Below are 21,962 nucleotides of genomic sequence, written 5' to 3' on the forward strand. Positions count from 1 at the left end.
ACATTTGCTTGTTGCCAGCCGTACTGAACGACGGCCAGTTGCAACCCCCGTGCCCACAGTCCGATGTGGGCTTTTTTTTGTCTGAATATCTCGTCTTTTACCGCTTTCTCGCTGTGCTGCTTCACACTATCAAAAAAATCCATTCCCAAATGACTGGCCACAGTATCAATATTTCTGCCATTTCGACATGATAAGTATAACGTTATAGTAGAACGTTATACTTGAGTTAACGAACTAATTAATAGGGATATTTACTAATGAAGATGTTTTCAGGTTTTGTAAAATCGTTGTCGAAACTGTCCATGATAGGCAGGGCGCTTATGCTGCCCATTTCATTGCTTCCTGCGGCGGGACTTTTGCTGGCTTTTGGTGACCGCTTTCATTTACCTCTGATGATGAATGCGGGCGGTGTCATTTTTGACAATCTGCCACTGCTATTTGCGATTGGTTCCGCCGTCGGATTAGCCGCAGAATCAGGTATTGCTGCCTTATCGGCCGCTGTCTCTGTGTTAACCATCAACGTCACGATGGGGACGCTCCTGCATATCACGCCGGAAATGGCGGCTGCCGGGGGGAAATATGCGATGGTGCTTGGGATACCGACCCTGCAAATGGGGGTCTTCGGTGGACTGATTTCCGGCATTCTTGCGGCATGGTGTTACAACAAATTCAATACATTGCAATTGCCTGAATTCCTGGGTTTTTTCTCCGGAAAACGTTTTGTGGCTATCGCGACGGCATTTCTGTCTTTCTTGTTGGGGATGGGACTGCCCTGGGTCTGGTCATACATCCAGTCAGGGATTGACGGGCTTTCTGTAGTGGTCAATGGCGATAATCAGGTGTTATCGACCTTTATTTTCGGCACAGTCGAACGTGCACTTATCCCGTTGGGCCTGCATCACATTTGGTATCCTTCCTTCTGGTATTCATTTGGTGAATACACCACACAAACGGGGCAGGTCATTCACGGTGATCAGACAATTTGGTTCAAAATGCTGGAGGAAGGGGTTAAATCTTTTAGCAGCGATAGCTACCAGAATGCTGGCAAATTTATGCAGGGTGAGTTTCCGCTGATGTTGTTTGCATTGCCGGCGGCTTGTCTGGCGATGTATCACGAAGCCAATACAAAAAATAAGAAAATTGCTTTCGGTATTCTGTTTTCTGCTGCCCTGACGTGTTTCCTGACGGGGATCACCGAGCCTGTTGAATTTACTTTTATTTTTGTTGCGCCTGTGTTGTATGTCTTCAACGCATTGATGGCGGGTGTCTCTTATATGTGCATGTATCTGCTGCATGCGCATATTGCTAAATCCTTCTCCGCGGGCTTAATCGACTACATTTCTTTTGGCATTTTACCGTCTCTGAATGACTACCAGACCCACTTCCTCAGCGCCGTGTTCGTGGGGATCCCGATGGCGATCATTTACTATTTCACTTTTCGTTTTGTTATCCGACGTTTTGATATTAAAACACCGGGCCGTACAGAGGTGATGGTGAATTGTGATGACAAAACAGATACGGAAATTTCTCATGAAATTATAACGTTACTGGGCGGTCAGGAAAATATTCTGTCCATCAGTGCCTGCATAACACGCTTACGTCTGGAGATAGCAAAGAGTGAGTTAGTCAATAAAGATGGCCTGAATCAGGTCGGTGCCAGAGGCGTAGTCTTTGTCGGAGACAAAGGCATACAGGTGATTTTTGGTGCAAGGGCGCAATTTATTGCCCAGACAATGTCTGAAATCACGCTTAAGCCCTAGGATGAGACGGGCCACCTCTGCTGGCCCGGTTATTCCTTTCGATACGTCATGCCGGCAACCCCGTAACCCTGAAATACCTGGGCATTCTGTGAGACAATTGGACAATAACGTTCCGGATCCTCAGGGAGGCCGCATGCCATCGATTGAGAAGAACAAAAGCAGCAAGAGGCCTGATGAAAAAAGTAAACATTACTGATGTCGCGAAACGGGCGGGCGTCTCTGTTTCAACCGTTTCTCTGGTATTGCGCCAGAAAGGAAAAATTTCTGAAGCGACTATCGGGAAAATCCGTTCGGCTATCGACGAACTCGGTTATGTCCACAACGTAGCTGCAGCGAACCTGCGCTCGAATACTTCTAATCTTATCGGTCTGATTATCGATGATTTTAGCGATACGTTTTCTCTGAAGGTTATGGCCAGCATTGTGCGTAATCTTGAGCTTCAGGGGTATATGGTATTTCTGGGTCAGCCACAAAATGATGAATTAACGCTACGCCACTGCCTGAGATCCTTCCTACAGCAGGGTGTTGCCGGCGTTATTTATCTCACTTGTGATCATTTGTCGAAAAAGATCCCGGATCCGGTTATTGAAAGTCATTTACCCGTTGTGATTGTTTCAAAATCAGGTGTAGAAGGTGCTCAGGATAGTGTCGAATGCAATAATCGTGAAGCGGGGATCAATATTACCCGTTATCTTATTGAGCGTGGTCATCGTGGTATTGCTTATCTTGGCGGAAATAAACGCTGCCTGATCCGTGAAGAACGATTGCAGGGATATCGCTATTCATTAGCGCAATATGGTTTGCCGTTTCGCGAAGATTGGCTTCCCGAATGCGAAGAGAGTACTTTTGCCGCCTCCGCAGCCGTGGGCGACTTATTGAAAAAATACAATAATATTACTGCGATTTTATGCCATTCACCTTCTGCAATCATTGGATGTATAAACGGAGCGCATCGTATCGGGCGCACCATCGGGAAAGATATTTTTCTCTCGCAACAAATTTCGGTAGCAGGGTTTGAAGATATGATGCATATCAACCTGACTTCTCCTTCCCTTACGTATGTTTCATCTCCCGGCGAAGAAGCAGGATACGAAGCGGCATCGCTTATCATTAAAAAAATCAAAGAACCGGCCCAGGATTTTCAGAGAATTGTTATTTCCAGTCAGCTGGTTTTACGCGAATCGGCTTAAGCTGGAATATCTCAAAAAAATACCAGCTCATGGTGAGCTGGTATTCATTATTGACAGCATTGTAAATTATGCTAATACGCAATAATCTGCGGTGCAACTGGTGTCTTTGGTTATTGATTTATACTTTGCCTTATCCAGAGTATAAATAATAAAGTCATTATTTTTATTCAAGTCAGCCTCATAATCATCCGTGTACTGAGTGCGATAATGGGCATCGAAAATTTCATGCATATGGGTATTTTTATACTGGCCAGGCTGGCAGGGCATGCCCAGAGACGTCAGGCCATTACCGGTACGGGCATTGAGTTTGTCGAATTCAACGAAGCGTTGATCAGTATTATCTGAAGTGTAGGGTTCATCTTCAACAAATACAATTTGAGCTTTGGCATTATCACCCACCAGGAATGCCGCATGCAGCATAGCTTCGCGAACGTTGAAATGGTCTACGTGGCTTCCATTGGCGATTAAGCACAGGATGGTGGTATTTTCCTCCTGAAGCATCCACATATATTGCGTAATCAGACGATTATACATGTCGATTTCTTCAGGACGGAATGTAGAGAAATCTCCCCACGAACCCCCACCTGCGGTCATAGGGCCTGAATAGCCGCGAATTGGTGCATCCCACTCGCCGATGATCCCCTGTCGCCAGTTATAACTCCCCCCAAAGAGATCATTACAGCCCAGCGTATCTTCTTCGATGCGTGCCTGAGTGACGCGTTGAATTTGCTCCTCAGACAACAGGCCTTCCTGATAGTTTGCAAAGAAGTTTGTGCGACTGCAAGAGACAAAGACGCGCGTTACGGTTGTTAAAACCCCACGGGCGAGGGCTTCGATAACAAAGTTGCCGCAGCCCAAAATGGTATCGTCGTGATGAGGGACAACCATAATCAGGTTATCGCCAGCTTTCAGCGGGAATTCATCAGCAGTTACAGTTTTTACGGTGTTCATAGTTAGTCCTTTAATTTTATATTGACAACCATTTCAAAAATGGTTGGTTATTATTGTCCGTAATATAGGCAGTACTAAGGCGTATCAGTTCATGAGATATTTAATATCTTAGAATTAATAAGTTTTCGCCGTATAATGCTCATTACGAACGTTAGGTTGCAATTCCTCTTTGAGGGATTACATCACTTCATTATGGATAGTCTTTTCTTGATAGTTCAAAATGTGTGCCATCGTTTAAATCATCCCATTTACCTCCCCATTCAATTTCAATTGACAGTGTTTTTGATAATTCAAAAACTATGTTGGCTATCGCCTGATAATATTTGAACTCCCAGGATATTGCATTGTTTGGCAGAGCAAAGATATCAACGGCATGACCCGTAATATGCCGACTGTTATTGGTCAATGATCTTCCTTTCGCGACCAGCTCAAGTTGTCTCTTTTTATTTCTGAGGCCTTCAGAAATTCCAAAATCGACAGGGGATAATGCTAAGGCTTTTCTCATGATTATGCATAAATCAGGGTGTACACCTTTCAGATTATCTTCTGAGCTCTTACTGAATTTAAAATGTTCCATGTTAGCCTTCTGTTAACCTCCTCCAGTAATAATCCAAAGCGGCAACACCCATAGCACCAGATATACCGCATATTGCCAGAGTGGTATGAAATCCCGATCCCATACTTTCTGATAGGAGTCCGGCAACGACGCCTGTAAATGCAGATATAATAACCTGTGCGATTACCGCCACAAAACTCCGGCATATTTTCCCAGAACGTACATCTATAATGTATCTGACGACGCCACCCCAGGCAGCGAATATAAAAATGTATAGCCAGCTTACAATGTTATTATTGGATGGATCTCTCCACGGCAAGGTATGACTCCTTTTTATATCAGTTGATGGTGGTGGAAATATATTATTCGGTTTTGGTTAAATCAGTATTTATTTCGTTCTTAACAATGAGAGAAGAATAACTATTGCACCATAATGATTCGTGATCATTGTCACAATTTTCTACACCAATAGATTTTAACGATCGATTAACGCGTTACGGTAAGTTTTTTATTGTTGATGATTATTTAATTATTCATATCGATGATGTTTTTAAGTTATTTACTATTGGAAAGTAAATACTCTTAATCCCTTCGTTGATTTTCATTTGTTGGATATATTTATTTTTAAGGTTTCTACGTCATAAAGTTAATGATGATCTTTACTTATTCCACTATTTAAACCTGAAGGGGGCTTGTGGGCTGAATACCCTCCACTATGTTCATCTGCATCTTTTACCGCTGCACTCAAAGTCCTCTGAAGATCCCATTCCCACTCTTCTTTTACCGCGCAAAACTGTGATCTCTTTCATACTCCTGACTTCTATGTCTATACAACTATACATTCTGTGACTTAACTCAATTAACGGCTTATTTTTAGCCACCCAATTGAGGGATTTCAGATGATTAAACTTGGCAGCAAAATTCACGATCTGGGCAAAGCCCTGATGACGCCTATCTCGGTGATTGCCGCCGCCGGGATCTTCTTAGGGCTGGCGGCCGCGTTACAGAATCCGGCGGTGACCGGCGAAGCCTTTACCCAGATGAAAACTTTGCAGCTGGTGATCGGGTTTATCCGTCAGGTTTCCGGCGCATTGTTCGCCAATCTTCCGCTGTTTTTTGCCGTTGCTACCGCGATGGGTCTGGCCAATGCAGAAAAGGCCACGGCGGCCTTTTCCGCAGTGATCGGCTTTGTCGGGCTGCACGTCGGGGTGAATTACAGTTTGCTGGCGCAGGGGATTTCACCGGACACCATTACCGTTGCGAAGCTCACCGCAAAGGGCATGACCGAAAGTAACGCGATGATTTACGCTGCCGAATTCACCAACACGCTGGGGATTTTCACCTACAACATGAGCGTGCTGGGCGGTGTGCTGGTCGGGCTCATCACCATGTGGCTGCATAACCGGTTTTATACGATTGTGTTGCCGACGGCGATTGCCTTCTTCGGCGGGCGTCGTTTCGTGCCGATTATTACCATCCTCGTGCTGCCGGTTGTCGGCGTCATTATGTCGCTGATCTGGCCGACGATTGCGCTGGGTATTCAGTGGGTTGGCGAACTGATTGGCCGCACGGGAGAAATCGGGACGTTCATTTATGCAACGTCGGAACGTCTGCTGATCCCGACGGGGTTGCATCACATCATCAACGAAACCGTGCGTTTCACGCCGATTGGCGGGGTAACGACGGTGGATAATCAGAGCATTGTCGGTGCGCTGAATATCTTTAATGCCGCACTGGCGGATCCGGGGATGATCCCGGACGCCGTTACGCAGCAGGCGACACGGTTCCTGGCGCAGGGGAAAATTCCGGTCATGATGTTTGGCCTGCCGGCCGCTGCGCTGGCGATGTATCACTGCGCGCGCCCCGAACATAAAGGCCGTGTGAAAGCGCTGATGCTGGCGGGCGGACTGGCGTCATTTACCACCGGGATCACCGAGCCGCTCGAGTTCTGCTTTATCTTCGTCTCGCCGGTGCTGTATATCCTGCATGCGGTGCTGACCGGGCTTTCGTTCGTACTGATGCAGATGCTGCATGTGATGATCGGTAACGTGCAGGGCGGGGCGATCGACTTCCTGATCTTCGGCGTACTGGGCGGCAGCAAAACGCACTGGTGGTATCCGCTGATCCTCGGGATCATCTATGCACCGGTTTACTACTTCAGTTTCCGCTGGGTTATTTTACGCATGCAGGTGAAAACGCCGGGGCGTGAAGATGAAAATGATGCCGAAGAACGTGCAAAACCGGCGCAGGGAACCGGCGAGAAAACCAAAAATATTATTATCGGTCTGGGAGGCGAGGGAAATATTACCGCCGTCGACTGCTGCTTTACCCGTTTACGGGTTAAGGTCAAAGATATGGCTCAGGTGCAGGACGGCACGTTAATGAATACCGGTGCGGCAGGTGTGAAACGGATCACCGAAACGGATGTTCACGTTATTTATGGCCCGCAGGTTGAACAGGTGGCGAATCTGGTGAAGGCGGAGTTGTCAGGAATAGCCTGATGGCCGCTAGCTTTTAACTTTGGCATGGACGCTGAAGCTGTAATTTTTCTGGTTGTAGTAGACGTCGGAAACTTCAAACAGCGTGCCGTCGGTAAACGACACCACGGCGTGCGAATGCAGCACCGGCTGGTCGCGCGACAGATTCAGTGCCAGGCGGATTTCATTGGAAGGTAGTTCGGCGGAAATCAGTTTTGTGCTGCCCGCAGGCTGAAAACCTTTGGATCGCAGATAGGCGTATTTCGACGATGTCATCGCCGCGCGGCTGATATCCGGCAGGTTATCGGCGCGCATCCAGCATTGTTCATACACGAACGGCTCATCGCCCAGCAACCGCAGGCGGATCATAAAATAGACGTCCGTTCCCGCCGGGATATTCAGCTCGCGGGCGATTTCGTCGCTGGCGGGCGTCCGGCGAAATTCCAGTACCTGATTTTCGATGCGCTGATTATTTTCCTGCGCGACTTCGCTGGCGGTCAGATGGCGGTCGAGCGGCAGAATGATTTTTTCCTGCCTTGCGGGCCCGACGACAAACGTGCCGCGCCCGCGAAAACGGGCGACCTGACCCTGACGCACCAGATAATCCACCGCTTTGCGTGCGGTCATGCGGGATACGCCGTAGATTTCGCACAGCGCCGCTTCCGTCGGGATCGGGTCACCGGCTTTGATTTCGCCCGCGCTGATTTTCTCGGTAAGTTGCTGCTCGATTTGCAGGTAAAGCGGTATGAACGAGTTTTTATCTATTTTCATCAGACCTGAACCTCCGGATTTAAAGAAAGTCACTTAAGGATAATTGTATAGTCAGGTATACATTTGAACCAGACAGGCTGTTGATTTTCTGCGCGAAATGGGTTTCAGCACACAAAAAAGAAAGGTTGCTGACATCAGCAACCTTTCTGTATTTCGAAACCACAGGACGATGGTGTCAGATTTTATTCAGCCAAAATCGCCGAAGCGGTGAATCCGCACGGGCCGTTTTCCTGATTCTTGAACTGCCAGCAATGCTGATGATATTTCGCCACCGTGCTGCGGTGCGCGACGCTGATTACCGAGGTTTCCGGCAGTTCGCTCAGCAGCAGCGAATAAACCCGGTGTTCAGTTTCTTCATCCATTGCGCTGGTCGCTTCATCAAGGAACAGCGTATCAGGCTTGATCAGCAGGGCGCGCGCGAACGACAGACGCTGTTGCTCGCCCGGCGACAGGCGCTGGCTCCAGTTGGCGTAGTCATCCAGCACTTCAGTTTTCGCCAGATGCGGCAGACGGCATTGTTCCAGCACGCGCTGCAACTGCTCGTCGGTGTATTCGCGGTCAGTGTCCGGATAACTCAGCGCATCGCGCAACGTCCCGATCGGGATATAACTGCGCTGTGGCAGGAACAGATAGCGCTTACCTTCGGCCAGCGAAACATTGCCTGCGCCATAAGGCCAGATACCGGCAATCGCGCGCAGCAACGTGGATTTACCACAACCAGAAGGCCCCGCAACCAGCACGCGTTCGCCCGGTTTCATGGCCGCAGAAACGTTGCAGAACAGCGGGCTGCCGTCCGGCAGATTCAGCGTCAGGTTATCAAGTTTCAACGCATGTTCTGCGTTTTGGCTCACTTTAATGCCGCGCGGCTGAGCGTTCACCTGATCAATGGCGGCATTGAAACCGGCCAGACGGTTCACGGTGGCTTTCCAGCTTGCCAGATTATCAAACGCATTGATAAACCAGGATAACGCGTCCTGAACTTGCCCAAATGCCGAGGAAATTTGCATCAGCGCGCCCAGCTGGATTGCACCGGAGAAATAGCGCGGAGATGCCACCAGAATCGGGAATATATTGGCAAACTGCGCGTAGAAGTTGGTGGCAATGTTCAGGCGACGGGTGACGCGCATGATTGACCACCAGTTGGTTTTGATGGAATCAAATTTGCCGGTCAGCTGGTCGTGCTCATTTTTCTCGCCGTGATACAACGCAATCGCATCGCTGTTTTCACGGATACGGATCAGCCCGAAACGGAAGTTCGCCTCGAACCACTCCTGATTAAAACCTAAACGAACTAACGGTTTACCGACCGACCAGATGATGGCAGAACCGACGGCAGCGTAAAGGATTGCGAACCACACCATATAACCGGGGATCGTGAATTCATGGGAAGCAATCGCAAAAGACAGCGGCCCGCTGATAGACCATAAAATAAACACGAAGGAGAACAGCGTGACTACGCTCGACAACAGCCCGAGCACCAGAGAAAGCGTGCCGCTGGTCAGGGAATTCAGGTCATCGGAAATACGCTGATCGGGGTTATCGACCTGATGCTGATACTCCGTGTAATAATAGGCGTGATTGGTCAGCCACTTCTCCATATACTCTTCGGTCATCCAGCGCCGCCAGCTCATTTGCAGGCCCTGCGTCAGATAAACGCGATACACCGCAATGACGATAAACAGCAGCGCCAGCCAGGTAAATTTGAACAACTGGGCTTTGAAAACCGGATAGTTTCTGTTTTGCAGCGCGTCATAAAAAACGCGGTTCCATTCGTTAAATTGTACGCTGAGGTATACGCCGGCCAGCGAGAGGATGATAATCGTGGTTAACATGCCCCAGGCACGCCACTTTTCTTCTGAGCGCCAGTAAGGCTTAATTAGCTGCCAGACGGCGCCCCATTGCGCCGATTTCCCAGGTTTTTTAGTCATAATTGCCATTAGTCATCGATATGTTGTGAAACCAATCATCCCAGAATGAGTGCCTCAGCGCGATAGAGCAATGAGCCACTTGTAAGGATGTTTTTCCAGCACGAAGCTCTGTAGACCACAAAAGTAGAAGGATGTTTGATGAAAGTCGCAGTGAATTTACTGCTGGTGGCAGGATGTTTTGCCAGTGTTGAGGCATTTGCTCAGATTGATGAACCGGATATTGCGAATGATTGCGTAAAAGCGGGCATCTATGCGGCCGCCGGAAAAGTGGCGTATCAGCAAGGGGAATTCGCCAAGGCGCGGGAGATTTTCCGTAATCAGGTGGCCTGGAGTGAGTTTTGCCACAAACCTCAGGACCAGATTGCGACGGCTTACAACAACATCGCGCTGACCTATATAAAGCAGGGAGATTACCTGAAAGCCAAAGCCTGGCTGATGCTGGCGCCTTCGGACAAAAAATCGCAGTACAATCTGGGGCAGATTCAGCCAAAACTGGATGCCTTACCGCAACCGGAATCTCCGGCAGGCGTTTACTGGCAATATGCCGGTTTCGGCAGCTGGAATCTGGTGGAAGTCAAAGCGGAAGAAGCGCAGTTCAAAATCGATTTCACCGGCATGTACATGGGGCAAATGTCGTTGTATTACGGCCCGAATACCGGCGAATTTTCGGTTGTGACGGCCATTAAAGATCATCACGCGGTTTACCATGAAGCCGACGACGCCTCTGCGGGTGACGGTGAATGCAGCGTGGACATGAATTTCGATCCGCAGAACGTGAAACTGCATACCACCGGTGACTGCGGCTTCGGACACAACGTGCAGGCCGAAGGGCAATTTGTCAGAGTGACACCGTAGGTTGAATTATTGCTTTCAGTAATGCGGGTGCCCAATCTGGCACCCGATTTCACCCTTTTATTCCGCCGGATAAGGGCCAAAGCGGTTATCTTCAGGATCGCTTTTGAAGAACATCAGGATCAGGTTAAAAACGGGGCAGAGGATCCACCAGCCGCTGTAACCTGCATCATGATTACGGCGAACCATAACTGCCAGACCCGGTAACAACGCGAATAAAGAGTAAAGCGTCGATATAATCCAATCATCGCCAAATAACAGGGCAATCAAAGTTACGCCCATTGAGATAAGGCCATTAAAAAGGGTAAACCACCAGTACTCTCTTCTTCGCGCGCGGCCAGAAAATGTGGAGTAATTCTTAAGTGCCTTGATATACCAATTCATAATATTCCTTTATATAAATTGAGGTGGGTAATCCCAGAATGAATAGGATTTTCCCTGTACCTTTTGGGGAAGTGTAATGCCGTGCGGAGTCTAATACGGGGAAAGTGAGGCTTCAATTGCTGATTAATGTGTTGTTATTGTTTAATAAAGGATTTTTCGGCTTTTTAGGAAAGGCGAATGGCTAACACAATGATTAATAATAAAGAGAATGTTCTATACTTTCTGAAAATAAAAAACGGCGATAAATAATATCGCCGTCAGTTTTTATTCATTATTTAAAAAAGTGTATTCACTGCGGCCACTTCATTTCGCCTTTCAATACTTTTGCACTCAGCTGTAATGAAGAATCGTCTTTCAGCTGCGGATAATGTTTTTTCATCGCAGCGACCAGCGTGGCAGAATCTTTCGCTTTTGGTCGTTCTTTTTCCAGCGTCAGCAGATAGTTGCGGGTGAATTTCACTGCTTCCAGCGTTTGAGAAGCGCCTGGCAGGAAATGCCCCGGCACCACAACGGACGGTTTCAGCCCGGCGATTTCATCCAGCGCTTCGACCCACTGTTTGCGCGATGTCGTGGTTTGCGTATCGGCAGTCCAGACATGCATGTTGTCGCCATTCACCAGCACACCGCCGACGACGGCTTTCAGCGACGGGATCCACACGAAAGTACGTTCTGCATCCACGCCCTGAATTTCAAACTTGTGGCCTTCCAGTTCAAAAGATGTGCCTTTCAGCGGAGCCGGTACGACGACCGATTTCGGCGCGTTGTCTTTCAGTTGGGGGCCCCAGAAAGCGACTTTGCCGTCTTTGGTGGCATTGATCTGATCGACCGTTGCCTGTGTGGCGATAATTTTAGCCTCCGGGAATGCCGCGTGGATCACGTCCAGGCCAAAGTAAAAATCCGGATCCGACTGGCTGATGTACACGGTGGTCAGCTTTTTGCCGGTCGCTTTGATCATCTCCACCAGCTTCTGCGCGTCATTGCGCTGGAACTGTGCGTCGATCAGCACCGCGTCTTTTTCGCCGGTAATAATTTCAGAAGACACCGGAAATACGCTTTTTTCACCGGGGTTATAAACGTCCATTTTCAGCGCGGTGGCGGCATGAGCGGACAGGCTGCTGCCCAGCAGAGCAGCGATCAGGGGCAGGGGTTTCAGGCACAAGCGCATAGCATTTCCTCAGAGAGCAAAAATAATCACGTTCAGTAAGCATCTACTGTACGTTGCATAATCCGCGGGAAAAACCGGATAATGCGCAACTGTTTGTTGCATAAACCGGATGAATCATGGACAGAATTACCGCTGCACAAGTCTTTGTTGCCATCGTCGAACGCGGAAGCATGATCAATGCCGCCGAGTCGCTGAATATGTCACGGGCGATGGTGACGCGTTATCTGTCGGAGATGGAAAAGTGGTCGGGCGCGCGCCTGCTGCACCGCTCGACGCGAAAACTCAGCCTGACCGATGCGGGCGAAAACACGCTGGCGCGGTGCCGGAAAATGCTGTCGGTGGCGGCGGAAATGGCCAGCGTGGCGGATACCGGTGACGAAGCGCTGCGCGGTTTGCTGCGCCTGAGTTGTTCGCAATCTTTCGGGCAGGGCGCGGTGGTGATTGCGGTCAGCGAATTTCTGCGCCGACACCCGCAGGTGAGTATCGATCTGCAACTGGAAAGCCGGGCAATCAATCTGGTGGAAGACCGTATCGATCTGGCGCTGCGCATTACTAACGATCTGGATCCGAATCTGATTGCCCGTCCGCTGGCACTGTGTCCGTCGGTGGTGTGCGCATCTCCGGCTTATCTGGCCGCGCAGGGAACGCCATTGCATCCGCAGGATCTGAGCGTCCACAACTGCCTGACGTACACCTATTTTGGCAAAAGCCTGTGGCAGTTTGAGCATCAGGGCGAAAAAGTGACGGTGCCGGTGAGCGGTAACCTGAGCGCCAATGAATCGCTGGTATTGCTGACCGGCGCGGTGGAAGGCGCGGGGATCGTCATGCAGCCTTATTATTCGGCGGCGCCACTGATTGCCAGCGGGCAGCTGGTTTCCCTGCTGGAAGGCTGGCAGCCGCAGGAAATGGGGATTTACGCGATTTACGCGTCACGGCGGCAGATGCCTGCGGCGCTGCGTGCTTTGCTCGATTTCCTGGTGGAATGGTTCAAAGGGCATCCGCGCTGGCTGTCCCTGACGGATGAAAAACGCTGAGCCGCTGCGCAAGGCGCTTACTGGAATCGGTTCCTTTTCCGCTTTTATCGCATTTTATGCAATGTATTGTTATGTAAAGATTAATCCGGATATTGAACGTTTTGCAGGCAGTAAGGGCACAGACTGCGTCTGGTCAAAAGTGTGATCAACGTGGTATTTAAGCCAATCCGGTGGAATACCGGAGCCATTAAACATAACTAAAATATCCGGAGTTTTTATGCCTGTCGCACTCCTGGCACTGGCGCTAAGCGCATTTGCCATCGGTACCACCGAATTCGTCATCATGGGGCTGTTGCCCAATGTGGCGGGTGATCTGAATGTCAGCATTCCTTCCGCAGGCTGGTTAATCAGCGGCTATGCGCTGGGCGTGGCTATCGGCGCGCCAATTATGGCCGTGCTGACCGCCAAACTGCCGCGTAAGAAAACCCTGCTGCTGCTGATGAGCATCTTTATTATCGGCAACGTGATGTGCGCGTTGTCCTATAGCTATGGCTTCCTGATGCTGGCGCGCGTGATCACCGCACTGTGCCACGGCGCATTCTTCGGGATTGGCGCGGTCGTGGCGGCCAGTCTGGTGGCACCGAACCGCCGTGCTTCTGCGGTGGCGCTGATGTTTACCGGCCTGACGCTGGCGAACGTGCTGGGTGTTCCGCTGGGCACCGCGCTGGGGCAGGCTTTTGGCTGGCGTTCAACTTTCTGGGTCGTTTCTGTCATCGGTGTGGCGTCGCTGTTTGCGCTGTATAAAAAGCTGCCGGATAAGAAAGAAGAAGAACCGACTGATCTGCGTAAAGAAATCCGTGCGCTGGGCAGCCTGGGTTTGTGGCTGTCGCTGTCGATTACTATCTTCTTTTCTGCGGCGATGTTCGCACTGTTCACCTATATCGCGCCAATCCTGACCGAAATCACTGGCGTTTCTGAGCACGGCGTCAGCTGGACGCTGCTGCTGATTGGCCTCGGCCTGACCATCGGTAACGTGGTTGGCGGGCGTCTGGCGGACTGGCGTCTGGGCGTTTCCCTGACCATGACTTTCCTGCTGATCGCCGTGTTTTCCGTGCTGTTCAGCTTCACCAGCGTGCATCTGGTGGCCGCGGAAATTACGCTGTTTATCTGGGCGATGGTGAACTTCGCCGCCGTACCGGCCTTGCAGGTGAACGTGGTGACCTACGGTAAACACGCGCCCAATCTGGTGTCGACGCTCAATATTGCAGCCTTCAACGTCGGTAATGCGCTGGGTGCCTGGGTGGGCGGCGTGGTGATTGAACGCGGGCTTGGCCTGAGCGTTGTTCCGCTGGCGGCGGGCGGTTTGGGCGCAGCCGGCTTTGTGCTTTGCGTGATCACTTTCCGCCGTGCGGCGAAAAAGGCTGAGAAAGCCGTCGCGTAACCTGTAAGAAATGTGTTGAAAGGGCCACGCGGAATGATTTCTGCGTGGCCTTTTTTTGCTTTTTCTGAGGTGACGCGATCAGAAGCGGATTTCGCCGCCCGCGATATACGTCCGGCCGCGCGCTGTGTTAACCGACGTGCCCGGGTCATTCTGGCCGTACATAGAATTCAGTTTATTCAGGGCTTCTGAATAATCTTTATCCATCAGGTTCTGCACGGTGAATTTCAGCATCACATTACGGTTGATTTCGTAGGTGCTGTAGAGATCGACAATCGTCGGGATCTTCGGCATATCTTCGTTTTCCAGCGCGCCGGTTTTTTCGTTGAAGTTCTGATCCGGCGATGTGCGGCGGGTTTTCCCCGTGTATTTCACCAGCGAGCCTACGGTCAGGGATTCATCGAGGAAACGCACGCCGGTATCCACCGTGAAATACAGTTGCGGCAGCTCGTTAATATTGCCGACGCCAAAGGAACCGGTGGCGATCGACGTCGGCTGATTGGTGTGTTCCTTGCTGAACGAGAGTTTGGCGAAGGCGCGTCCGGCATCATATTCCGCTTCAATCTCGACGCCGTGCGTGCGCACCGGCGACAGGGAATTCACGTAGATATACATGTTGTCGGAATACTCATCGCTGGCATCTTCCCAGTCGTTTTGAATATTTTCGCCGATGCTGCATTTGCGGCCATTGCGGCACACCATAAAGGATTCGCTGTAGATGTAATTCTTGATTCTGCTGGTGTAATACAGGGCCTTCAGGCGGAAAGCATCCTCTTCAAACAACAGGTTACCGGCGGTGGAGTTGAAACCAATCTGGTAGGTTTCAGCCCGTTCGCCTTTCAGGAACGGGTTCATGGAGGCGCCGCCGGAGTTGGAGAAAAACACTTCCTGAACGTTCGGACCGCGCATGGATTTGCTGTAGCTGACGAACGGCTGGAACCACGGCCGGACTTCCGCTGACAACATGACCGACGGGTTAAATCCGTCTTCAGTTAAATGAATATCCTGTCCGCCCTGCGGGAAACAGGCGACGCGCGGATCGCACGCCGGTTTGTATCCGCTGAGATCGTAATAGCTATAATTCAGGTCAAAGTTGGCCTGCCAGATGCCTTTTTTCAGCTCCAGTCCGGTATACAGACTGTAAACATCCTGCTTGCCGGAAGGCTGGAAAGTGTTGTTCTCGATGGACTGTTCTGCCGCATCGGGGTTATCCGGATCCCAGGCGTTGCTGTTGATGTTTTTATCGTACTTATTTCGCATCAGCTTGCTGCCATAACTCCACGCCAAATCCACGTCAGCAAGCGTAAAGCGTGAGGTATTATTAATATCGAGAGCGTCGGACTGATTGCTGGCATCGGTATTATAAAAAGTATAAAGCGTGTCCTCGTTATACTTTTGATTCCCGCGGCTGGTGCTGAGCATCAGATTAAAATCCACCAGCTCAGAAAAGGGCGCGAAATGATATTTCACATAGAAGTCATCGCTGCGGATATCACGCTGGGTAAATTTATTCCCGTAATGCCGCCCGGATAATTCAATAGAGTTAAATTCATCCGGTTTAATATCCACTTTCACTAACTGGGATTTCGGATTCTGGCGGTAACTCTTTTCGTAGCCGAAATCGCTGCTGTTCTGACCGTCGCCATTTTTGAAATCAGCATCGATAGAACTGCCGCTGATGGCCGTCATAATGCCAAAACTGCCGGTGTCGGTGAAGGCGTCTGTTTTGCCCGCCACCGCCACCATACCGCTTTCGCCGATGCCGTTATTCCCGGCGGAAAAGCGGGTGCGGATCCCGAACGGATTGTCGGAAAAAATCACGTCATCCACGCCGATAGTGCGCAGGTTGGCGCTGCCCGCGAGGGCGTTAACCCCGGCTGAACCGGCGCTGGAGCCGCGCGAGACATCAATGCCGACCAGGAAATTCGGGTCGATCAGTGCGCCCGCCGCGCTGCTCGTCGAGCCGTGGGAAATCCCGCCCGGTACTGAGGAGCCGTAGAAGTTTTGGGTGACGCCGTCGATCATGGTGTTGACGCGGCCAAAGCCGGACATTCCGCGAATATTGATGTCTACCGTGCCCTGGCTCGGGTCAATTTGCGTGAAGGTGCCGGGTATGCCGCGCAACACGGAATCGGTCGATTGCAGGTTGGTGTTTTCGCCGCGCGAGCTGAACGCGCCGGGCTTTGCCATCGCTTCATGTTCACTGTTTACTTTTGCCGCGGAAACTTTCAGCGGGCTGAAGGCGACGGTTTCTTTATTGTTTTCTGAATCAGTGGTGTCAGCGATTGCCAGCGGTGCGGCCAGCGTTAAACCGGCACTCAATATGCCGGTGAAAAGTGTATTTTTCATATTCCCTCGAGGAGCGATATTTTCTAATCGTTATTGCTTTGCATTGCGTTCCATAAATTAAAAACGGAGACTGCGATTATTATTATTTTTGTCCATCTCAAGGATGAAACTGTATTCCTGCGCGGTATTTTTCAGGCGGTTCAGGCGGCCTGATTTCCCGCCATGCCCGGCGGCCATTTCGGTGGACAGTAAGATCAGGGAATTCCCCTGATTCATGGCGCGTAATCTGGCGACCCATTTCGCCGGTTCCCAGTAGGGCACTTGTGAGTCGTACAATCCGGCTGTCACAAACAGATTCGGATAAGCGACCGGTCGCACATTGTCGTAAGGGCTGTAGGATTTGATGGTCTGATAGGCGGCGTGCTGCGCCGGATTTCCCCACTCTTCGTACTCGCCTTCGGTGAGCGGTAACGTCGGGTCAGACATGGTGGTCAGCACATCGACGAAAGGCACCTGCGCCACGACCGCGTGAAACAGCGCCGGTGCCTGATTGATGACGGCACCCACCAGCAGACCGCCCGCGCTGCCGCCCTGAGCATATAAATGCCCCGGCTGGCCGAAACCTTTCTCTACCAGCGCCTGCGTGGCATCAATAAAGTCATTGAAGGTATTGGGTTTTTTGTCAATTTTCCCTTGCTGATACCACTGCTGGCCCAGCTCGCCGCCGCCGCGAACGTGGATCAGTGCGAACACAAAACCGCGATCCAGCAAGCTGACGCGGCTGGCGCTGAACGCCGGATCCATGCTCATGCCGTACGCGCCGTAGCCGTACGCCAGCAGCGGATTCCGGCCTTTCTTAAACAGCGATTTGCGGTACACCAGCGAAACCGGCACCTGCACGCCGTCGCGTGCGGTGATCATCAGCCGCTGACTGGCGTAATTCGCCGGATCAACGCCTTCGACCGGCTTTTGCTGCAACAGCGTGCGCGTACCGGTCGCCATGTCCCATTCATAAATCGTGGTTGGCGTGGTCATCGAGGAATAGCCGTAACGCAGCTTGTCGGTTTCCGGGCTGGGGTTGGAACCCAGCCACGCCATGTAACTTTCTTCATCGAACGGCACGGTTCGCGTTTTGTGGTCTTCCCGGCCTATCTGTTCGAGCTGCACACGTCCCTGACTGCGAATCTGCAATACCAGATGGCGGCGGAAGAGGGCGAAGTTTTCCAGATCACGGTTATCGTCTGGCGCGATCAGCGTTTGCCACTGACCTGTGATGCGAGCCGTCTGATACAGACCGAAATGCGGGCTGTGCAGGTTGGAGCGGATGAAGAACTGGCCGCGGTAATGATCCAGATAATATTCAACGCCCGCACGACGTGGCGTGAAGCGCTGCGGAACCGCCAGCGGACTGGCGGCCGGGATCAGATGAACTTCAGACGACGTACTGCCGCTGCTGAGAATAATCAGGAAATCACCGGACGCCGAACGGGAAAGGCCGAGGTAAAATCCGCCATCTTTCTCTTCGTAAACCAGCGCGTCCTGCGCCACCGGTGTGCCGATTTTGTGGCGATAAACCTGATACGGCATCAGCGTTTGCGGGTGATTACGGATGTAAAACAGGTAATTTCCGTCGGCAGACCACGCCATACTTCCCGAGGTATTGTGCAGTACGTCGTTTTGCCAGCGGCCGGTGGTGAGATTGCGCAGGCTGACGGCAAACTGGCGACGCCCCTGCGTATCTTCGGCAATGGCCATCTGCTGATTATCCTGACTGATTTCCAGCCCGCCAAACTGATAAAACTTTTTGCCCGCTGCACGCTGGCTGGCATCGGCCAGCGTCTGCCAGACGGTATTTCCGCCAACCGGCTGACGCAGATATTGTGCGTAATCCTGGCCCGGCAAATATCGCTGCTGATAGCGATAACCGCGTAATTCGTAGGGCACGGATTCGGTGTGTTCGCCCTGACGCAGACGCATTTCCTGATACAGCGTGTCAGTCAAATCTGACCAGCGCGACATGACCTGCGCGCTGAACTGGTTCTCCGCACGCAGATAATTCAGGACCTTAGGATCCTGCCGGGAATCGTCGCGCAGCCAGTAATAATTGTCCGTCCGGCGCTCCGTTGCACTGCTCAAAATATGCGGATGTTTTTCAGCGACCGGCGGCTGGAATTCAGCAGTTGCCGTCGCGCAGAAAAAGAGAGTCCCCGCCAGTAACAGCGTAATAAAACGTGAAAAAGTCATAGTGGCCCGATGATATTGAAAAAAATAAATCTTCCCTGAAAGACTCAGGAATAAAGGTATTAACCGTTTGGTTTTACGACTTCCGGCTGCCGCCGTCGCTGAGTGTGAATTCAAGCGGCATACTGACCGGCACTTGTCCGGCCTTCAGCATATCGCCCGGCGGTGGCGGCAACGGGCTGGCGCGTTGCAAAACAGCCAGCGCTTCGCGATCCATCGACATCGTGCCGGAAGATTTCAGCAGGCGGCTGCTGACAATTTCTCCCCGCGCATCCACGACAAACGCCACCTGTGCGACACCCGTCCGGTGGCGCGCAATCGCATCCTGCGGATATTTTTTCAGGCGATTGAGCTGCACCTTCACCCGGGTTTCCCATGTCACTTTCGCGCTGGCGGACTGCGTAGAATCGCTGTTCATCGGTGCGGCGATTTTGTCGGAAAGGCTTGCGGTTGCCGGTGGCGCGGCAGCACTGGCAGCGGAAGCGCGGGTTTGATCCTGCGAGCGCTCCTGCGTTTTCTGTACCGGTTTCGGGCGTTTTTGCTGTTCTTTCGGTTTCTTATGCTGCTGAACCAGTTTGATTTCCGCGCTTTCATTGACCGGCGGCGTAATGTTTTTTTGTTGCTGCTGCACGGCTTCCTGCTGGCTGGACGCAGCCGAATCCACCGCCTGCACAATGCCTACCGGCAGCGGTTTAGTCAGTTGGTTATTTTCGATATCAGCGGAAAACGTCAGCATGACGGCGGGAGGCGGCAGTTCGACAGGTGGCGGTACGGGCGCGGACCACAGGAAAAATGCGGCCAGCGCGACGTGAAGCGTCACTGATAAGAGAAAGCCGAGACTCCGGCGCTGAGGGCGGAAGACAAACGCCGCAGCAGCCGGAGAGCCGGAAGGAGAGTAAGTAGTCATTTAGTCCATTAAAATGATAATGAGATTCAATATTATTTGATAATAGTAATCATTTGTAATGGGTCTTAACAAGAAACTTTCGATTCCTCCACAATTTAATTTCAATAGTCACAATAAATCAGGGGTTATCAGGGCGCGGATTTCGCCGCCACGGCTGCCGTCGTCCAGACAAAATCGGCCTGTGATTGATCAATCACTATGCCTTTTTCGGCCAGTATCAGAACGGTGACAGACGCCTGAGGATCCAGATCCTGAATATGCACCGGCACGCCGATACTTTTTCCGGCGTGATAGCCCCCGGCAATCAGCAATGCGGGCGCAGGCGCGGCCAGCAGACGCTCAGCCATGCGGCGATCGCGTTGTTGCTGAATGGCGAGCATCGCATGTAACTGCTTTGCATCGATATTTTGCTGATGGGAAGTGCGGATGGTGTCGCTGATGGCATCACGAACCCGCGGATCCGCCGCGTGAACGCCTGCCGGGAAGACGGGTTTTTCGTAAAATGCCATGATTTCACTGCGATCCAGATTGGCGGAAAGCAGCGGATACGGCGCTTTCATCGCGGTCATCACCACATCGCCGTACATCGTCCAGTCCCAGCTTTTCTGCCAGTTAATCAGCTCTGCAACCCGGGCAGGCCGCGCTTGCGCGCCGGTTTGCAGCCAGGCTTTTACCTGATCGACTTTCGGCTGCTGATCCGGCGTCAGCATTTCCATCAGCACGCTGCCCTGCGGGCGGATCTCCGGCAGGCGCTGAACCAGCCAGTTTTCAATCTGATGATGCGCGGGGTTGTCATGTTTTTCGCCGACGATGACCCCTGGCGCGGCGGCAAGCTGGCGGAGCAGCTGATCCGGCGTCAGCGTTTTTCCGGTGCGTAAATCCTGAATCTGGCCTGAAGGCGCGGTGGCGGGAACGGCGGTATTGTGCGGTGCGGTCGAGCAGGCGGTCAGTGCAAGCGTGGCCAGAAGTAACAGCTTTTTCATTGGGATCCTCATTTTCCATAGCGGGACAGTGCCCGCATGTTATGGATAATGATTATCATTTACAAGATCAGCCGCCGACGACCACCTCGAGGCGTTCTGCGAACCGTTGTGCCTGCTGATGACAATGTTCGGTAAACGTCGTGACCAGCGCGGAAGCAGGGCGGTGCAGCGGTTTGATCAGGCTGACGGTAAACGGCACGGCGACGCTGAATTCGCGGATCACCACGCCGTGGTCGCGTTCGGCATAATCCAGCGCCGTCAACGGATTGACCACTGACACGCCCGCGCCTTCGCGCACCATGCTGCACACCGAGGCGGCGCTGTGTGTTTCCATCACCAGCCGCCGGGTAACCTGCTGCTCGGCGAACAGCGTATCCAGTAACTGCCGGTAGCTGTCGGTGGCCGACAAACTGATAAAGTTCAGGCCGCTGAAATCCTGCGGTGTCAGGCGCTTTTTCGCCGCCAGCGGATGACCTGCGGGCAGGACGCAAACTTCGTTGAGCGTCAGCAGCGTCTGGCGTTCAGTACCGGCGGGCGTCTGGGTGTTTTCCGTCAGACCCAGATCATGGCGCTGCGCCGACAGCCACTCTTCCAGCAGCGGCGATTCCTGCGGCACGATGTTAAAACTGACGTCAGGATACTTGTCGAGAAACGGCTTACAGACCGCCGGTAACAGCGACTGGCTGAAAACCGGCAGACAGGCAATAGACAGCTGCGCCTGCTCAAACTGGCGGATCCCTTCCGCTGCGCTGATGATCCGGTCCAGCCCGTAATACGATCTCTGCACTTCTTCAAACAGCCGCAAACCCTGCACCGTCGGGTATAAACGCCCGCGCAGGCGTTCGAACAACTGCAAATCCAGCAGCTTTTCACAGCGCGCCAGCTCGCGGCTGACCGTTGGCTGTGAAGTATTGAGCAGCGCGGCGGCTTCGGTCAGGTTGCCGGTGGTCATCACGGCATGAAAGATTTCGATGTGGCGCAAGGAGAGAGCGGGCATGAGTTTATCGCATTCCGGCAAGGCATTTATCCATATCATAAATGAATAGACTGGCCTGAAATAGATATTTTATCGCTGCTTCATCTGCCGTCATACTTA

General features: G+C 51.8%; 18 protein-coding genes. 6 read left to right on the forward strand and 12 right to left on the reverse strand.

Features of this window, described 5'->3' with window-relative positions:
- Positions 1-257: 257 nt before the first annotated feature.
- Together M2403_RS20005 and malI are read left to right on the forward strand one after the other, a co-directional pair.
- Positions 258-1,760, forward strand: a complete 1,503-nt coding sequence (locus M2403_RS20005) for a PTS transporter subunit EIIC (RefSeq protein WP_208950569.1) — start codon at positions 258-260, stop codon at positions 1,758-1,760.
- Between the two features lie 173 nt (positions 1,761-1,933).
- The gene (malI, locus tag M2403_RS20010; RefSeq protein ID WP_165061705.1) at positions 1,934-2,950 is read left to right on the forward strand and encodes a Mal regulon transcriptional regulator MalI; all 1,017 of its coding nucleotides are present in this window, start codon (positions 1,934-1,936) and stop codon (positions 2,948-2,950) included.
- Positions 2,951-3,016: 66 nt separating this feature from the next.
- On the opposite strand, the gene M2403_RS20015 is transcribed toward malI, so the two are convergent.
- From M2403_RS20015 to M2403_RS20025, 3 genes are all read right to left on the reverse strand, one after another.
- Positions 3,017-3,901: a PIG-L family deacetylase gene (locus tag M2403_RS20015; RefSeq protein WP_152325409.1), complete on the reverse strand. Its 885-nt coding sequence runs from the start codon at positions 3,899-3,901 to the stop codon at positions 3,017-3,019.
- A gap of 190 nt (positions 3,902-4,091) precedes the next feature.
- Positions 4,092-4,478, reverse strand: coding sequence for a M15 family metallopeptidase (locus M2403_RS20020; protein WP_152325410.1), 387 nt, complete (start codon positions 4,476-4,478; stop codon positions 4,092-4,094).
- Between the two features lies 1 nt (position 4,479).
- Positions 4,480-4,776 carry a phage holin family protein gene (locus M2403_RS20025; RefSeq protein ID WP_165061708.1) on the reverse strand — a complete coding sequence of 99 codons (297 nt, stop codon included), beginning with the start codon at positions 4,774-4,776 and terminating at the stop codon, positions 4,480-4,482.
- A 580-nt stretch (positions 4,777-5,356) separates the two neighbouring features.
- On the opposite strand from M2403_RS20025, the gene M2403_RS20030 reads away from it, so the two are divergent.
- The gene (locus tag M2403_RS20030; RefSeq protein WP_152325412.1) at positions 5,357-6,958 is read left to right on the forward strand and encodes a PTS transporter subunit EIIC; all 1,602 of its coding nucleotides are present in this window, start codon (positions 5,357-5,359) and stop codon (positions 6,956-6,958) included.
- A gap of 6 nt (positions 6,959-6,964) precedes the next feature.
- On the opposite strand, the gene M2403_RS20035 is transcribed toward M2403_RS20030, so the two are convergent.
- Positions 6,965-7,705, reverse strand: coding sequence for a GntR family transcriptional regulator (locus tag M2403_RS20035; RefSeq protein ID WP_152325413.1), 741 nt, complete (start codon positions 7,703-7,705; stop codon positions 6,965-6,967).
- A 182-nt stretch (positions 7,706-7,887) separates the two neighbouring features.
- Positions 7,888-9,642 carry an ABC transporter ATP-binding protein/permease gene (locus tag M2403_RS20040; RefSeq protein WP_152325414.1) on the reverse strand — a complete coding sequence of 585 codons (1,755 nt, stop codon included), beginning with the start codon at positions 9,640-9,642 and terminating at the stop codon, positions 7,888-7,890.
- 129 nt (positions 9,643-9,771) lie between these two features.
- Here M2403_RS20040 and M2403_RS20045 point away from each other — a divergent pair, with 129 nt between their 5' ends.
- A complete protein-coding gene (locus M2403_RS20045) occupies positions 9,772-10,488 on the forward strand; it encodes a tetratricopeptide repeat protein (RefSeq protein ID WP_152325415.1) in 717 nt (238 codons plus the stop codon).
- Between the two features lie 57 nt (positions 10,489-10,545).
- On the opposite strand, the gene M2403_RS20050 is transcribed toward M2403_RS20045, so the two are convergent.
- Together M2403_RS20050 and M2403_RS20055 are read right to left on the reverse strand one after the other, a co-directional pair.
- Positions 10,546-10,869, reverse strand: a complete 324-nt coding sequence (locus M2403_RS20050; RefSeq protein ID WP_152325416.1) for a DUF805 domain-containing protein — start codon at positions 10,867-10,869, stop codon at positions 10,546-10,548.
- A gap of 289 nt (positions 10,870-11,158) precedes the next feature.
- Positions 11,159-12,034: an MBL fold metallo-hydrolase gene (locus M2403_RS20055; RefSeq protein ID WP_259230669.1), complete on the reverse strand. Its 876-nt coding sequence runs from the start codon at positions 12,032-12,034 to the stop codon at positions 11,159-11,161.
- Between the two features lie 116 nt (positions 12,035-12,150).
- Between M2403_RS20055 and M2403_RS20060 the strand changes: the two genes are divergently transcribed.
- Entirely contained in the window at positions 12,151-13,068 is a 918-nt protein-coding gene (locus M2403_RS20060; RefSeq protein ID WP_152325417.1) for a LysR family transcriptional regulator, read from the forward strand.
- Positions 13,069-13,285: 217 nt separating this feature from the next.
- Positions 13,286-14,449, forward strand: a complete 1,164-nt coding sequence (locus M2403_RS20065; RefSeq protein WP_152325418.1) for an MFS transporter — start codon at positions 13,286-13,288, stop codon at positions 14,447-14,449.
- A gap of 78 nt (positions 14,450-14,527) precedes the next feature.
- Here the strand turns inward: M2403_RS20065 and M2403_RS20070 are convergent, their stop codons facing one another.
- The 5 genes from M2403_RS20070 to M2403_RS20090 form a co-directional block, all read right to left on the reverse strand.
- Positions 14,528-16,795, reverse strand: coding sequence for a TonB-dependent receptor domain-containing protein (locus tag M2403_RS20070; protein WP_259230670.1), 2,268 nt, complete (start codon positions 16,793-16,795; stop codon positions 14,528-14,530).
- A 57-nt stretch (positions 16,796-16,852) separates the two neighbouring features.
- Entirely contained in the window at positions 16,853-18,979 is a 2,127-nt protein-coding gene (locus tag M2403_RS20075) for a S9 family peptidase (RefSeq protein WP_259230671.1), read from the reverse strand.
- Positions 18,980-19,052: 73 nt separating this feature from the next.
- Entirely contained in the window at positions 19,053-19,883 is an 831-nt protein-coding gene (locus M2403_RS20080; protein ID WP_259230672.1) for an energy transducer TonB, read from the reverse strand.
- A 128-nt stretch (positions 19,884-20,011) separates the two neighbouring features.
- On the reverse strand, positions 20,012-20,866 hold the full coding sequence (locus M2403_RS20085; RefSeq protein WP_259230673.1) for a ChaN family lipoprotein: 855 nt from the start codon (positions 20,864-20,866) through the stop codon (positions 20,012-20,014).
- A gap of 67 nt (positions 20,867-20,933) precedes the next feature.
- Positions 20,934-21,863, reverse strand: coding sequence for a LysR family transcriptional regulator (locus M2403_RS20090; RefSeq protein ID WP_152325423.1), 930 nt, complete (start codon positions 21,861-21,863; stop codon positions 20,934-20,936).
- Positions 21,864-21,962: the final 99 nt, after the last annotated feature.

It is taken from the genome of Rahnella sp. BIGb0603, from assembly GCF_024808755.1.
GTDB classification, from domain to species: domain Bacteria; phylum Pseudomonadota; class Gammaproteobacteria; order Enterobacterales; family Enterobacteriaceae; genus Rahnella; species Rahnella contaminans.